Below are 13,470 nucleotides of genomic sequence, written 5' to 3'. Positions count from 1 at the left end.
AGTCTTTAGTCATTCCAAAATATTTTCTTTTGAGGTATTTTTTTCGCTTTATATCAACGAATGGCGGGATAATAAACACCTTTTTGTTGTAGGCCTTTACAACCGCGTCATAAATAAACTTCGACGGCACCCAAATCTCATCGTATTTGGTCAAGGCTTCAATCTTTTGTTTTGGTATTTCAGAAAGCTCCCAGTATAACTTCAAAATATTGTAACTTTTTTTTGGCTGTGTCTTGCAAACATTTTCTAGCGCATGCTCAATATTGTCTAGACCGAGTTCAAAGATATTTATCTTGTGCTGACTATGTGTATTGTACTTTTCAGGAAGGTATTTTGAGTCAAATCTATTGAAAGCGGCATTATTATATGGATAAATTGAAAATTTCTTAGACATCGTGCGATAACAGTCTATAGTGTTTTTAGCTGCTATACCTAGGCCTAGCTTGGACTCAAAGTATCCAATAAATCTAACGTCATTTTCATGCCAGTAGGATTTACCGTTGGCAAAAATCTCATCCACGTAAATTGTATCGGTATTATTATTGATTGATCTAATGTGGTCTGCGATCAGTGGATTGGCAGCTAAAAAATCGGTCATGGTTGTGTCAGGCGATATTTTTCTATTTTCCAACCAGGCATATTTAATAATATGATGTAATGGGTGCATTCCCACCACATATACGTCATAATTCAAAGCGATATATTCATCGATATTGATATTTTTATACAACATTCGTAACAATCTCTCGATCTTTTTTTTTGCCTTAGTTGAATTGGTCATAGTACACCTAGGGGCGTTTTGGTTTCTTTGAAAGGCGACTTGGGCTTGGATGAGTGGATATCCTGCCGGTAGTTTTCCTGTTGTTGGATCGGGCGTCATAGCCGCTTGACGAAAACAAAGTCGAGCTATACGCCTCCGTCGACCATACTGATGGGAATCCCTAGTTGCCGAAGCGCGCTGGTGAAGGTGTAGCTGGTAAGATGCATTTCTTGATCTGTATTATAGGGTTTTGACCTTCTGTGCGATCTCATTCATCGGTGGTGCGATCAGCTACTCGACGGCCTTCGGATGCAAAGAAGGCGTGCCGCAATAGGGTCTTGGTATCGGCGGGCGGCCATCGTGAACCCGGCGATGCGTGAGCGTGCGCTTCACGGCTGCAGTGTAAGAACACGCAACCGCGACGCGCCCCTGGCAAGCCGGACGGCGCTTCTCAGATGTGGCGTGCGTCCCCTGCGCCTCAACGAGGCTCACTACGATCCGGGCGCCGTCGACCTTTACTTCGCAACGGTTCAGATCGGGCTTGGCCATTGGCTGATCTGACACGCCGACAATGCTCCGGCTAGTGCGCTGCGGCCACGGTCGGAGCGGCTTGTGTTAGCAGCGGGCCGGACGGAACACACACGGTGGCCACCGCTTTTCTTTCCCGCGACATTATGGGAGCGAGACAATGATCGACGCTGACACCCCGAGGCCAGGCGAGGTGCCGGCGCAGATCGGTGATCCGACACCGGGCCCACAGCAACCTGAGGGCGATCCGCCGACGAGCCCAGCACCTACGCCGCAGATGGACGATGAGGCGGCGATCGAAGAGACCGAGGAGTAGCCGAGCTAGGCCATCCTCAATCCCGACGTGTCCGGTATCTCGCGCCGGTCGCGTCTGTGAAGATGATCGCGGCCGTTTTCGCCGGATCGGCCGCGATGGCGGCCGGGGCAATGATGGCGTCGGTGCTGCGCATCGATTGCGCCTGATCCATCGCGACGACGCCGAGCGCCGCCACCGTGATCGCGGACCACAATCCGGCTACGACGACGATGGGGATCTTCGGCACGCTGGAACCCTTACGATGGATCGTAGGATGCCGGTGATCGGTTAATAAGGCCGATCCACGGCAAGCGCTCAGTCCATAAAGACGCGGATCTCATCAGTGTTTGATGCCAGCCCGCGCGCTCTGATCGATTAGACGTGTCGGGCCGCAATCGGCGACGAGGGAAGCTGACCGAACGGAGGGACTTGCCCTCGCGCCCTTGACCGTCGCACGGTGCCGGCATGTGCAACCTCTACAGTCTCAACAAGGGTCAGGATGCGATCCGAAAGGCGTTCGGCGTCCAGCGCGACGCCGCCGGCAATCTACCGTCGCTGCCCGGTATCTTCCCGAACACAATGGCACCTGTCGTCCGCATGCTGGAAGGGGAACGCACGCTCGCGATGATGCGCTGGGGCATGCCGTCGCCGGAATTCGCACTGAAGGGCAAGAAGGTCGATGCAGGCGTCACCAATGTCCGCAATACCCGGTCCCCGCACTGGCGCCGGTGGTTGAAGCCTCAGCATCGCTGCCTCGTGCCGCTGACCTCGTTCAGCGAGTTCAACGCGAAGGCCGGCGGCGATATCTGGTTTGCGCTCGGGGAAGACCGCCCACTGGCGTGTTTCGCTGGCATCCTGCTCGATGGGTGGAAATCCGTTCGCAAGGTCAAGGACGGCGAAACCGTGGACGACCTGTATGCCTTTTTGACCACGGAGCCGAATGCCGAGGTCGGCGAGATCCATCCGAAGGCAATGCCGGCGATCCTCACCACTGCCGAAGAATACGAACGTGGTTGTCAGCGGAATGGCCGGAAGCCGCCAAACTGCAACGACCCTTGCGCGATGGCGCTCTCACGGTCGTAGCGCGTGGCGCCAAGCGGGACGGAGCTTAAAGACATAGTCTGCGTCCGGCGTCTCGCTTATTTCCGACGGCCATTAGCCTTCAGATGCTTGGCATCTCTCGCTAAGCGTGCAGCCCTCTGCCGAGCCAAGTTGGTCTCGGCCTCGTTTGCCGGTGGCTCATCAGTCGGCATGGCGATGGGCGTGCTCTGCCGCTTGGCGAAAGCCGCTTCCGCTTGCTTCCACTCTTTACTCTGATGTTCGGACAGGTCGTGTTCCTTCAGGTTGGAGTAGGCACTTCGCGTTCAAGGTTTCTTGGGTAATGCCACAGCTATGCTGGCTGCCCTACACGCCCGGTCCGCTGACCGGCAGTCCATGCTCCGGTGTCGGTGCAACACCGAGACTCGACGCGTCTTCAGGGCTTGTGGCTCCGAGGCGCCGCAGGAGAGACTCGTAGGTCTGCGCAGCAGGGGAATGCGGTTGTATCTCGTTGGTGGCGTCCAGGAGCTGCCGGACATCGTCAACGAACAGGCGCTTGGCCTCGTCACCAGCCGGCACAGTTTCGAAGAGCCGGCCGATCGCGAGCTCGAACAGGCCGACAAGGATCCCGAGCTTCTCGACCTGCTCAGACATCGTGCATCCTCATTTCAGATCGCCCTTCATTTTCCGGTGCTCGGTCAGTGTTGCACCGGCTGCTCAACGAACGAGCGAATTCCGTCCTCGGCTACCGCGTGCTCGAAAGCTTCGAAGGCATCCTCATCGGTCGCGAAGGTGCCATTCCAAGCCGTGTGCCCGCCCTCATCATCAACGACCTCCAGGGTCCATTCGTCCGCCGTGTCGGCGAACCGATAGATATGAACCTGCACCGTGATCCCGTCACGAGTGACACTGCCACCAAGCGGGGAGTCTTCGATATCCTTTTCATGAATGTCGGTCATCGGTCACTCCATCTGCTCACGCCATTCGGGGGACACGGTATTGCAGGTAGCTCTGTCCATTTAGCCAACTTCGCAGGGCATGCCGCCTCGTCGGACAGTTACCTCCTCGCCGCCATCAGATCGTGCGTAAGCACCGTCAATTTGCCGATCAGTCCGGTGATGTCGGACCCCTCGCATGACCACTGCGTACCAATTGCCTCGGCATCTGCAGACACCGACACGACGGCGACCGATCGCAGCTTGCCTTCGCGCGCGAGGACGAGCTGATCCTGCAACACAGCGATGATTGATGCGATGTCCGCATCGGCAACCGCAGCAGAGATCCGGGCAGGAAAGGGCACGACGACCCCAGCGTTGGCTTGTTCCCTCGTGCTCATCTCGATCCCGCCTTTCGCCTAAAGATAAGCACAGGCATGTGCGACCGCTTGGGACAGAGTGTGGCAGCTTGTCTGTGCCAGCGAACGCTGATCCAATTTGTGGCTGTCAAAGACACTCAGCGTTGCGTCAGCCATTCGCGCAGCTTCGTCCAGCGTCGTTTCGCGCTTCCGCCGCGAACCGCCATGCCGATCGCCTTGCGCTGGCCGATCAGCACGACGAGTTGCTTGCCGCGAGTGACGCCAGTGTAGAGCAGGTTCCTCGCCAGCATGTTGAAGTGCTGTGTCACGATCGGGATCACCACGGCGGGATACTCCGAGCCCTGGCTCTTGTGGATCGTCGTAGCGAAGGCCGGCACCAGCGTGTCGAGCTCGCCGTAGGGGTAGACGACCTCGCGTCCGTCGAAGGTCACGACGACGGAGCCTTCCTCCTCGTCAATGCGCGCCACCATGCCGAGATCGCCGTTGAAGACGTCGCGGTCGTAGTCGTTCTGGGTCTCCATCACCCGGTCGCCGGGAGCGAAACGCCAGCCGAAGCGCTCGATCTGCTGGGCCGGGTTCGGATTGAGCACGCGCTGCAGCTCGTGGTTCAGATTGCGCGAGCCGAGCGAGCCACGCAGCATCGGCGTCAGGACCTGCACGTCCCGGATCGGATCGAGACCGAACGAGCGCGGGATGCGCTTGGTCACGACCTCGATCAGCTTGCCGACGCCGACGTCAGGATCGTCGATCTCGATCAGGTAGAAGTCGGCCTTCTCGCTCGGCTGTGGCCGCTCCGGCATCTGGCCCTGGTTGATGCGGTGCGCGTTGACGATGATCCGGCTCTCGGCTGCCTGGCGGAACACTTCAGTCAGTCGCGCCACCAGCACGCGGTCAGACGCGATGACGTCGGCCAGCACCTGGCCTGGGCCGACCGAGGGGAGCTGATCGACGTCGCCAACAAGGAGAAGCCCTGCACGCTCCGGTACGGCCTTCAGGAGGGCGTTCATCAGCGGCACGTCGATCATCGAGCACTCGTCGAGCACGAGCAGGTCGCAGTCCAGCGGGTTCTCCTCGTTGCGCGAGAAGCCGCCCCGCTTCGGATCGATCTCCAGCAGCCGGTGAATGGTCTTGGCCTCAAGCCGGGTCTGCTCGGTCATCCGCTTGGCGGCACGCCCTGTGGGTGCGGCGAGCAGCACCTTCACGCCCTTGGCCGTGAGGATGCGCAGGAGCGAGTCGAGCGTGCTGGTCTTGCCGACACCAGGCCCGCCGGTGATGACGCAGAGCTTCGAGGTCAGCATCAAGCGGATGGCCTCTCCTTGAGAAGGTGACAGTATCTTGCCCGTCTTCGCCTCGACCCGGGGGCGAGCCTTGTCGAGGTCGATGTTGGGCCATGTAAGTGAGCCGCGAGCCCGGGTGACGAGCCGCTCGGCGATCGCTCGTTCAGCGGCATGTAGGCCTTTCAAGAAGATGCAGGGCTCATTGTCGACTGTGTCGGCTATGACCTCCTCGCCACGCGCAAGCTCGTTGGCGACGGCGGTGCGGACGAGGACGACGTCGACCTCGAGGAGCTTCTGGGCAAGCACGATCAGCCGTTCGATTGGCAAGCCACAATGCCCCTCGTCCATGGCCGTCTGCAAAGCGAACGACACGCCGGCCCGCAGCCGCTGCGGCGCCTCCTTGGTCAGCCCGAGACGCACTGCGATCGCGTCCGCCGTCCGGAAGCCGATACCGCGGATGTCGCGCGCGAGGCGGTAGGGATCCTCGCTCATCACGGCGATCGACTCGTAGCCATAGGTCTTGAAGATCCGCACCGCGCGCGCAGTGCCGACGCCGTGCGCGTGCAGGAAGATCATGATCTCCCGCACGGCCTTCTGCTCGGCCCAGCCTGAGACGATGCGAGCCGCCCGCGTCAGGCCGATACCGGAGACCTCCTTCAGGCGCTCGGGATCGGCTTCGATGACCTCGAAGGTGGCTTCTCCGAACAGCGCCACGATGCGCTTGGCCATGGCCGGTCCGATGCCGCGCATGTAGCCAGACGCGAGGTAGCGCTCGATGCCCTCCACCCCGGTCGGTGGCGTGGCCTTGAGCGTGTCGGCTTTGAACTGGAGCCCGTGCTGCCGATCGGTGAACCAGATCCCGGTCGCGGTGATCCATTCACCGGCGGCAATGGCAGGCGCATGTCCGATCACCGGCACAAGGTCGCGCTTGCCCCGCGCCTGGACCTTGAGCACGCAGAAGCCGGTCTCGGCGTTGTGGAAGGTGACGCGCTCGATCGTGCCGGCGAGCGTCTCGATGGGCGCACCCCGATCAAATTGGGTGGGCGTCGGACTCTGGTTCATGGTTGGCGTCTGAACGCGGCCTCCTCTGGATCCATCTCATCCGCGCGGTGCCCGCCACCCGGCTGCTTTCGCCTCGTCCTCGGAGCAGAACATGCGCTCGCTGGCTTGCTCGTCGATCACGGTGCGCGTGTAAGCGCTCGTACCCGGCAGGTGGTAGATCCGATCCCCCTTGGCCGAGATGTTGCCTTTGATCGTGCAGGTCATCGAAGCGTTCGATCCGGCCGGCGTCGGCTCATCGGCCGCTCGCGCCGCTGCTCCACCTCGACGTGTCCGGCGCCAGCCCGCCGGGTCTTCGAACGTGCCAGCCCAGATTCCGCGCTTGGCCGCACGTGCTTGCGCTTCCTGTCCCACATACTCGCTCGAGTAGCGCCGGAATGCGATGGCATGGCCCTGCGCCACCATCCAGGCGTTCACGTCCTCAGGGCCCTTCCTGCAGATGGCAACAGTGCGACCGTAGCGATCGGTGTCTCGAGGCTCACATGAGATCGGCGCCTCGCCGATCCGATCGGACAGCGCGAGAGCCGCGACCTGGCCGCAGCGATACTCCTTGCCAAAGGCGTCCTCACACACCTGGGCGCTCTCCGGCGCGTCGATGCCAAAGAGGCGGATGCGGGTGCCGTGGATCACCACAGTATCGCCATCGGTGACGCTGGCGCGCCCGAAGATCGGTTCAGCAGCGAATGCGCCCCCACCCTGCAACATGACAATGGCGGCGAGCAGGGCGTGACGCATGCGAATGACCCTACGCGTTGCCAGCGACCTGTCGAGTGGCGTCCACTCGGACACCTGCGAACGCCAACGCTGCACATCCTATCGTCAACGTCATCAACAACGGCGAGCCGGTCGCGGCACAGGCGCCGCGGCGAGAAGACGGTTCCCTCGACGTGATCCTCGACAAGATGGAGACGCGGCCCGCCGGTCGAATTGCTGGGGCCCAGGGGCCGCTGCCTGGCACAATCGCTGGGGGCGACGGCTGCGGGGCTGAGCTCAACGAGCGACGATCTGCTTCCGTTGCTGGGCAGCGTCAGCGATCACCCGCCGCAACCTTAGGAGCCAGGAAGAGCCATTGCGGCCGATTCTACGCAACCTCAACCTGTTGAGATCTTACAGACCCTACCTTGTGCGCAGATGTTTAAAAACGCAGCATGACGCACCGAGCTCTTGGTATGGGTCATGTTGCAAAGCAATCGCCGCCACATTCTATTTTTCGATCTTTCGATGTCACCTCATCCGTCAGATGCGCCACCGATTCCATTGGAAAGCTTGATCAAGCCATTAGAAAAAATGGTGAGTGACAATGAGTGTTTTCAAGTCCTCGACAACGAAAAGCGCATAATCAGATTGTCTCGACTGAAGATGGTTAGCTTGCCATCGGGAAAGCAAGCTGTAGCAATGCTTTTTAATTTAGGAGATAAAAGAAAAAGCTGATCCTGGATTCACCGATTTCGATACTGGCGAAGTAAGGGTAGCAGAGCGCAGAGAGGGCGAAGCCGGCAGCTTGTGTGTGCATGCGGTCATCTGCCTGGATCCGACCGAGCCTAAAGGGCATCTTTACCGGATGCTTTATGAGGACGTGTCCGGCTTCGGCAGATCATTCCTCCAAGGATTTCTAAGGGCTCAATTTCGCACGATCTGCGACGAGATGGGGGCGCACTTCGAGCGCGAGGGCAAGCGTGAGATTAAGACCCGGCCCATGGTGGAACTTCACGGCCACGCCGCGTCACAGTTGCGCGAGTCGCTTGAAGCAGGGCGCCTTCTTCATGTCGAACTGATCGATTATATGAAGAGCGAGATGGATTTTGACGAGGGTGGATTCGTCAAGGCGATCCGACGCGATCTAAGTTTTTCGGTTTCGAAGGCACTGCCAGACGGTGAGGCACTGACTTTTGTGGAGCGCGTGAAAGCCTGGGCCAGGAATAACGGTTACGAAACTATGCGGCTCCGCTGGAAAGAAGAAAATGTACGTCGACCCTTAACAGCAAAAGTCGAGACAGCACGACAAGACGCCGGCGCAGCGCTTTTCGTGAGGACAGCAGAGATCGATCTTGATGCGCCCCTGGCAGATGTCTCAATGGAGGTAAGTGCGGAACTCGTATCGAAAATGTGTAAAATAATGGAAAATTAGGTATGTGGAGGATATTCGTTCCACTAAGATATTTAGCCATCAAACATGATGGCAAGTGGAAATTTGACATTTTTGTGTCATTAATTTTGTGCGCATGTTTCTGCTGGCCGTTATTTATCGAAGGTTTCAGAAATGATGCCATTGATAAATTCGATATTTTGGGCAAGTCGACAGGATTTTTGGGAACGCTAGCAGGATTTTACATCGCTGCTTTGGCTGCGGTGGCGACGTTCGGACGTCCTGAGATGGATGAACCTATGGCTGGCCCGGTTCGGCTCAGACATCGTCGTGCGGCTGAAATGCATGTTGAAGAGTTATCACGCCGCCGATTCTTATCCTTCCTCTTTGGATATTTGGCATTTGCTGCTTTAGCTTTAGCCTTCATCGGATCGATGTACATTGTGGTCGACAAATATCTATTGATCAATTTTCAATCGTATAAGTCGTACATTTTTAGTGTGTTTTGGATTATTTATACTTTCGTATCTGGTAACATCATAGCAAATTCCCTGCTCGGACTATTTTATCTTACGGATCGAATGCATCGTCCGAACTACGGCATCAATTGGAGTAATCCGGGACCCGATGCGGCAGAGTAATAGATAAGATTCTCCAAAAAATTCTGATCTTACGCTCTTAGCGCTGGAGTCATATGAATTTTTGCAAGTTTAAGTGTAGCGCCACCCCGCCGACGAGTACGACGCCGCGCAGGAGAGGGGCGAAGTTCAGACTCCTGGCGGGGACCGCAAGACCAATGTTCCCGACGGGAACAATGGTCGCGCGACCGTCACGGATCTGGGTCTCACCGGCTAGCAGGTGCACGAGGCCCATCATATCCGCGAAGCTGAGGTGGCGGCATCATCGGCCGTCAGCCTTCGCGACCAGCAGCGCCTGAATGATCGCCAACGCGGTCCCTCCAGGATGGCGCACGGTATCGCCGGATCGCTCTGGCACGCCGCCCACGTGATCGAGCGGCAGCATCCGCGCCTCACTAGCTCCACGGCTGGCCTCTGTCACGACGCGCCAGTCCGGTAGAGCGCATGCCATGGTGAGAAGCGCTGCTTCGGTCCAGGCCTTGGCGTCCATCAGGACGGCGAACCGGCCTTTGATGTCGGGATGCTGCTTGCCGGTGGTGGCGAACCACACCTCAGCGAAGAGCTCGCGGGACGGAGCCGGCGCATCTGCTACCCGCTTGATCAGGCTGTTGAGACGGGCCTCGTGATCCATCCTGTCTTCCGAGTCTGCCTCTGTAGCAAAACCCTCGTACAGCAGGGTTCAGTTTATGCCCCGTCGCGCCGCCGCCATCACCCAAGCCGACATCACACGCGCGATCCGTGGTGCTCAGGCTGCAGGCTTGGTTGTCGTGCGCATCGTCGTTCGCGCTGATAGCGTCTCGATCGAGATAGCTGCCGAACCGAATGCCGAGCATTACCAGGGTGAGATTGCCGAGACGCGCAAGAGGTTGATCATATGACCGCCGATGCGCTGCGCCCACCGTTGGCAATCCAGCACCGTCGACAACGCACGCTCTCCACGGCGCGCCTCAATCATCTGGCAATTTAGCTTCGGCGATCGCCGTGTGTCCGCGGCCTATCCTGATCCATGGCGGCCTTGAGCACGACCACGAGAACCCTTGGCGCCCTAGTATCGCCTTGAGGGGATCAACGCACCTCGCCGGTGCTCTGAATCTTCTCGTAGGCCTCTAGGTCGCACAGATGGATTTTAAGCAGCTTACCACCGGCTCGGAACGCCGGTAGCTCGCCGTTGTCCATCATCTTGCGGACGAGGTTGGCTGAGCATTTTCCAGCGAGCTGCAACCTCCCTTGGAGTGAGGATCGAGATGCTGAATCCGTGTTCCATCCGTGTTGCACGGACCAGCCTACGCCTCGCCGTAAACCGTTGTAAACGTTAGGTTCGTGTCGCAGGCCGTTGCAACACAGATCGGCGATCGACGGGCATGAAAAAGCCACCCAAGTCATTGACCAGGCTGGCTAATTAGTGGCGACCCCGGTTGGGCTCGAACCAACGACCTGCCGCTTAGAAGGCGGCTGCTCTATCCAGCTGAGCTACGGAGTCAGGGGTGCCGACGACGGTATGAGCCATGGGTCCATCCTGCGGTCAACCCTGGGTGTCACGGGTTCTCAGGTCGCGCCGGAGCGAACGCGCCGTGCTGCGCCGCGGTCGGGTCGCGTCTTGCGCTCGACGCGAGCCCCGATGGTTTGCGTCAGACGCCGCGCGCGGCTTCGACTTTGGCCAGCTCGACGGCGGCGCGCAGCTCGATGTCGGCGATCAGGCCGTCGAGGCGGGGATCGCCGCAGGTCTCGGCGCGCTCGGAGAGGCGCCCGGCGATGACCAGCAGCTCGTGGGTGGCGACGCGGCCGGACAGGAGGGAGGCCTTCAGCCGGTCGAGGCCGTCGAGCAGGTCGTGACCGCGCCGCGCCGAACGGCGGCGGCGCTCGTGCGGGGTGTCCGGCTCGCCCTGCAGCATCAGCATCGCATCGAGGCCGGCGAGCGTGGTCGTCACGCCCGTGCCGGCGGTGCGCTGGGCACCCGGCCCGGAGCCGACCTGGAAGCTCGGGCCGGACTCGGCCCTGCGCGTGCCTCCGACGGAGGTCGTCCCGAGAGGTCCCGGACGATTCTCGACACGCATCGCTTCGATCGCTCCCGACGGGCCGGAGGGGCCCGTGCCGAGTGTCGGTTCGACACGGTTAACGAGCGGTAAAAGCCCCGGCAGAAGCTGCCGGGTCGGCAGGGAACGCGCGCATCACGATCGGTCCCGAAGGCGCCGCGTCCGAAGAGAGGCCAGCGTTTTCAGCGGGTTGCGCTTTTCGGCCGCCTGGCACGGGGCTGGCAGGAGAGTGCGGGTCCGCAACCCCGAAAAGCCCGGCATGCCCCAGCGCCACGCCCAGATCCGCGATCTCCTGCGCCTCGTCCTGGCGGCCGCCCTGCTCGTGCTCGGCGGCACGGCGGCGATGGCGCTGTCGCGGGTGAAGGACCTCGCGCAGATCGAGGGGGTCCGAGCCAACCAGCTCGTCGGCTACGGCATCGTCGTCGGCCTCAACGGCACCGGCGACACCCTGAACAACATCCCCTTCACCAAGCAGTCGCTGCAGGCGATGCTGGAGCGCCTCGGCGTCAACACCCGCGGCGCGACGATGCGCACGCAGAACCTCGCCGCGGTGATGGTGACGGCGAGCCTGCCGCCCTTCGCGGCGCAGGGCACCCGCATCGACGTCACCGTCTCGTCGCTCGGCGACGCGAAGTCGCTCCAGGGCGGCACCCTGCTGGTGACGCCGCTGCTCGGCGCCGACGGCGAGGTCTACGCGCTGGCGCAGGGCTCCGTCGCCATCGCCGGCTTCTCGGCGGAGGGCGATGCCGCCAAGATCACCCGCGGCGTGCCCACCAACGGGCGCATCGCCAACGGCGCCAACATCGAGCGCGAGATCGCGTTCAAGCTCACCGACGCCCGCTCGCTGCGGCTGTCGCTGCGCAACCCCGACTTCACCACCTCGAAGCGGATCGCCGCCGCGATCAACGACTTCATGGGCTCCGACACCGCCGAGCCGACCGACCCGGCCACGGTTACGATCCAGATCCCGGCCAAGTACAACGGCAACATGATCCGCCTGATCACCGAGATCGAGCAGCTCAAGGTCGAGCCGGACCAGACCGCCCGGGTGGTGGTCGACGAGCGCTCGGGGATCATCGTGATGGGCCGCGACGTGCGCGTCTCCACGGTGGCGATCGCCCAGGGCAACCTCACCGTCACGATCACCGAGCAGCCGCAGGTCAGCCAGCCGGCCCCGCTCTCGAACGGGCGCACCACGGTGGTGCCGCGCACCGGCGTGAAGGTCGACACCGGCGACGGCAACAAGCTCGCCCTGGTCAAGGAGGGCGTGACCCTGCGCGACCTCGTCGACGGCCTCAACGCCCTCGGCGTCGGCCCGCGCGACCTGATCTCGATCCTGCAGGCGATCAAGGCCGCGGGCGCGCTGCAGGCCGACATCGAGCTGATGTGATGCCCCCCTCCCCCAAGCTCCGGAGACACTAGACGATGCTACCGCTCGCAACCTTCGCGGTCTCCGCCGCCATCGGCGTCGGCAAGGCCATCACCGGCGCCGTGGCCGACACGACCTCGAAGACCGCCCAGGCCTCGACGGAGGCCGCCACGAAGAAGGCGCGCAAGACCGCGAACGACTTCGAGTCGATGTTCTTGGAATCGTCCCTCGACCGGCTGACCCAGTCGGAGGGGACCGACGGGCCCCTCGGCGAGAACGGCACCGGCGGCGGCGTCTACCGCTCGATGCTGACCAAGGAATATGCCGGCCAGATCATGAAGAGCGGCGGCGTCGGCATCGCCAACCAGGTGTTTTCCGAGATGATGAAGATGCAGGGCGGCGCCGGTGCCGGCGCGGGGGCGGCCCATGCCGCTTAATCCCGCCTTCCGCGTCTCCGACCGTGCCGGCGCCGACGCCCTCGTCGCCGAGGTGATGTCCACCATGCAGGCGCTGGAATCCGTGCTCGCCGCCGAGACCGGCCATGTCCGCGTCGGCCGCCTGCGCGAGGGTCTGGCCGAGGCGGAGGCCAAGGCGGCCCTGGCCGGCGCCTACCTTCAGGGGCTCGAGGTGGCCAAGGCCAACGCGGTCGCGCTGGCGCGCTTCGCGCCGGCGGGCGTCGAATTGCTGAAGGGCGCCCATCGTCGCTTCGCGCAGGCCGTCGAGGCCAACCAGGCGGTGCTCGGCACGGCGCGGACGGTCTCCGAGGGGCTGATCAAGTCGCTCGCCGCCGACCTCGGCCGCGCCAACACCCCGAGCGTCTACGGCCAGCCGTCGCGGGCGCCCTCCCCCTACGGCCGCGGCAACGCCAGCGGGCCGCTCTCGTTCTCACGCACCCTGTAGATCTCTCACGGCCGTCCGTTGCCGATCCGGACGAAGGTGCGGACCGGCCCGAGATCGGATTCGGTGCGGGTGTCGATCGCGAAGCGCCCCGCCGCCATCGGGGCGACGGCGACCTCGCGGCCGTAGGGGGAGGGCGCCCGCGACGGCTGGCCGTAGACGCTCGGGGTGTTGG

16 protein-coding genes, 1 tRNA gene and 1 pseudogene are annotated in these 13,470 nt (G+C 61.4%); 8 read left to right on the top strand and 10 right to left on the bottom strand.

All coding sequences use genetic code 11. From position 1 onward, the window contains the following. Together FV230_RS15710 and FV230_RS15705 are read right to left on the bottom strand one after the other, a co-directional pair. A partial coding sequence (locus FV230_RS15710; protein ID WP_210248634.1) for a hypothetical protein occupies window positions 1–880 on the bottom strand: 880 nt, incomplete at its 3' end. A 740-nt stretch (window positions 881–1,620) separates the two neighbouring features. Then, entirely contained in the window at window positions 1,621–1,830 is a 210-nt protein-coding gene (locus tag FV230_RS15705) for a hypothetical protein (protein WP_147843058.1), read from the bottom strand. A 218-nt stretch (window positions 1,831–2,048) separates the two neighbouring features. On the opposite strand from FV230_RS15705, the pseudogene FV230_RS15700 reads away from it, so the two are divergent. Next, window positions 2,049–2,695 (top strand): annotated as a pseudogene (locus tag FV230_RS15700) (SOS response-associated peptidase family protein). A gap of 292 nt (window positions 2,696–2,987) precedes the next feature. On the opposite strand, the gene FV230_RS15695 reads toward FV230_RS15700, so the two are convergent. From FV230_RS15695 to FV230_RS15675, 5 genes are all read right to left on the bottom strand, one after another. Further along, a complete protein-coding gene (locus tag FV230_RS15695; protein ID WP_147843057.1) occupies window positions 2,988–3,275 on the bottom strand; it encodes a hypothetical protein in 288 nt (95 codons plus the stop codon). Window positions 3,276–3,319: 44 nt separating this feature from the next. Next, window positions 3,320–3,580, bottom strand: a complete 261-nt coding sequence (locus FV230_RS15690) for a hypothetical protein (protein WP_147843056.1) — start codon at window positions 3,578–3,580, stop codon at window positions 3,320–3,322. Between the two features lie 98 nt (window positions 3,581–3,678). Then, window positions 3,679–3,957, bottom strand: a complete 279-nt coding sequence (locus FV230_RS15685; RefSeq protein WP_147843055.1) for a hypothetical protein — start codon at window positions 3,955–3,957, stop codon at window positions 3,679–3,681. A 116-nt stretch (window positions 3,958–4,073) separates the two neighbouring features. Beyond that, window positions 4,074–6,275: an ATP-dependent RecD-like DNA helicase gene (locus FV230_RS15680; protein WP_147843054.1), complete on the bottom strand. Its 2,202-nt coding sequence runs from the start codon at window positions 6,273–6,275 to the stop codon at window positions 4,074–4,076. 36 nt (window positions 6,276–6,311) lie between these two features. Then, window positions 6,312–7,007: a thermonuclease family protein gene (locus FV230_RS15675; RefSeq protein WP_147843053.1), complete on the bottom strand. Its 696-nt coding sequence runs from the start codon at window positions 7,005–7,007 to the stop codon at window positions 6,312–6,314. Window positions 7,008–7,448: 441 nt separating this feature from the next. Between FV230_RS15675 and FV230_RS15670 the strand changes: the two genes are divergently transcribed. The 3 genes from FV230_RS15670 (at window position 7,449) to FV230_RS15660 (ending at window position 8,999) form a co-directional block, all read left to right on the top strand. Further along, window positions 7,449–7,703: a hypothetical protein gene (locus FV230_RS15670; protein ID WP_147843052.1), complete on the top strand. Its 255-nt coding sequence runs from the start codon at window positions 7,449–7,451 to the stop codon at window positions 7,701–7,703. 76 nt (window positions 7,704–7,779) lie between these two features. After that, a complete protein-coding gene (locus FV230_RS15665; RefSeq protein ID WP_147843051.1) occupies window positions 7,780–8,400 on the top strand; it encodes a hypothetical protein in 621 nt (206 codons plus the stop codon). 2 nt (window positions 8,401–8,402) lie between these two features. Next, window positions 8,403–8,999 carry a hypothetical protein gene (locus tag FV230_RS15660; RefSeq protein WP_147843050.1) on the top strand — a complete coding sequence of 199 codons (597 nt, stop codon included), beginning with the start codon at window positions 8,403–8,405 and terminating at the stop codon, window positions 8,997–8,999. Window positions 9,000–9,258: 259 nt separating this feature from the next. Here FV230_RS15660 and FV230_RS15655 read toward each other — a convergent pair whose 3' ends face one another. Further along, on the bottom strand, window positions 9,259–9,627 hold the full coding sequence (locus tag FV230_RS15655; RefSeq protein ID WP_147843049.1) for a hypothetical protein: 369 nt from the start codon (window positions 9,625–9,627) through the stop codon (window positions 9,259–9,261). Between the two features lie 55 nt (window positions 9,628–9,682). Here FV230_RS15655 and FV230_RS15650 point away from each other — a divergent pair, with 55 nt between their 5' ends. Then, window positions 9,683–9,874, top strand: a complete 192-nt coding sequence (locus tag FV230_RS15650; RefSeq protein ID WP_147843048.1) for a hypothetical protein — start codon at window positions 9,683–9,685, stop codon at window positions 9,872–9,874. A gap of 525 nt (window positions 9,875–10,399) precedes the next feature. On the opposite strand, the gene FV230_RS15645 is transcribed toward FV230_RS15650, so the two are convergent. After that, window positions 10,400–10,476: transfer RNA gene (locus tag FV230_RS15645), tRNA-Arg, on the bottom strand. Between the two features lie 148 nt (window positions 10,477–10,624). After that, on the bottom strand, window positions 10,625–11,050 hold the full coding sequence (locus tag FV230_RS15640) for a flagellar assembly protein FliX (protein ID WP_147843047.1): 426 nt from the start codon (window positions 11,048–11,050) through the stop codon (window positions 10,625–10,627). A 238-nt stretch (window positions 11,051–11,288) separates the two neighbouring features. Between FV230_RS15640 and FV230_RS15635 the strand changes: the two genes are divergently transcribed. From FV230_RS15635 to FV230_RS15625, 3 genes are read left to right on the top strand one after another with little or no spacing between them, the layout of a single operon-like run. Next, complete coding sequence (locus tag FV230_RS15635; RefSeq protein ID WP_147725074.1) at window positions 11,289–12,419, top strand: flagellar basal body P-ring protein FlgI; 1,131 nt, start codon at window positions 11,289–11,291, stop codon at window positions 12,417–12,419. 35 nt (window positions 12,420–12,454) lie between these two features. After that, complete coding sequence (locus FV230_RS15630) at window positions 12,455–12,835, top strand: rod-binding protein (protein WP_147725072.1); 381 nt, start codon at window positions 12,455–12,457, stop codon at window positions 12,833–12,835. Beyond that, on the top strand, window positions 12,825–13,298 hold the full coding sequence (locus FV230_RS15625) for a hypothetical protein (protein ID WP_147725071.1): 474 nt from the start codon (window positions 12,825–12,827) through the stop codon (window positions 13,296–13,298). The genes FV230_RS15630 and FV230_RS15625 overlap by 11 nt, the downstream gene beginning before the upstream one ends. The last annotated feature ends 172 nt before the right edge of the window (window positions 13,299–13,470 follow it).

Source organism: Methylobacterium sp. WL6 (genome assembly GCF_008040095.1).
In the GTDB taxonomy this organism is placed as follows: Bacteria; Pseudomonadota; Alphaproteobacteria; order Rhizobiales; family Beijerinckiaceae; genus Methylobacterium.
This window is presented reverse-complemented; position numbering and strand designations above follow the sequence as displayed.

Coding starts and splice junctions, on each gene's coding strand:
- FV230_RS15695 (WP_147843057.1), bottom strand. CDS start 3,275: ATGTCTGAGCAGGTCGAGAAGCTCGGGATCCTTGTCGGCCTGTTCGAG.
- FV230_RS15690 (WP_147843056.1), bottom strand. CDS start 3,580: ATGACCGACATTCATGAAAAGGATATCGAAGACTCCCCGCTTGGTGGC.
- FV230_RS15685 (WP_147843055.1), bottom strand. CDS start 3,957: ATGAGCACGAGGGAACAAGCCAACGCTGGGGTCGTCGTGCCCTTTCCT.
- FV230_RS15680 (WP_147843054.1), bottom strand. CDS start 6,275: ATGAACCAGAGTCCGACGCCCACCCAATTTGATCGGGGTGCGCCCATC.
- FV230_RS15675 (WP_147843053.1), bottom strand. CDS start 7,007: ATGCGTCACGCCCTGCTCGCCGCCATTGTCATGTTGCAGGGTGGGGGC.
- FV230_RS15670 (WP_147843052.1), top strand. CDS start 7,449: ATGTTGCAAAGCAATCGCCGCCACATTCTATTTTTCGATCTTTCGATG.
- FV230_RS15660 (WP_147843050.1), top strand. CDS start 8,403: ATGTGGAGGATATTCGTTCCACTAAGATATTTAGCCATCAAACATGAT.
- FV230_RS15655 (WP_147843049.1), bottom strand. CDS start 9,627: ATGGATCACGAGGCCCGTCTCAACAGCCTGATCAAGCGGGTAGCAGAT.
- FV230_RS15650 (WP_147843048.1), top strand. CDS start 9,683: ATGCCCCGTCGCGCCGCCGCCATCACCCAAGCCGACATCACACGCGCG.
- FV230_RS15640 (WP_147843047.1), bottom strand. CDS start 11,050: ATGCGTGTCGAGAATCGTCCGGGACCTCTCGGGACGACCTCCGTCGGA.
- FV230_RS15635 (WP_147725074.1), top strand. CDS start 11,289: ATGCCCCAGCGCCACGCCCAGATCCGCGATCTCCTGCGCCTCGTCCTG.
- FV230_RS15630 (WP_147725072.1), top strand. CDS start 12,455: ATGCTACCGCTCGCAACCTTCGCGGTCTCCGCCGCCATCGGCGTCGGC.
- FV230_RS15625 (WP_147725071.1), top strand. CDS start 12,825: ATGCCGCTTAATCCCGCCTTCCGCGTCTCCGACCGTGCCGGCGCCGAC.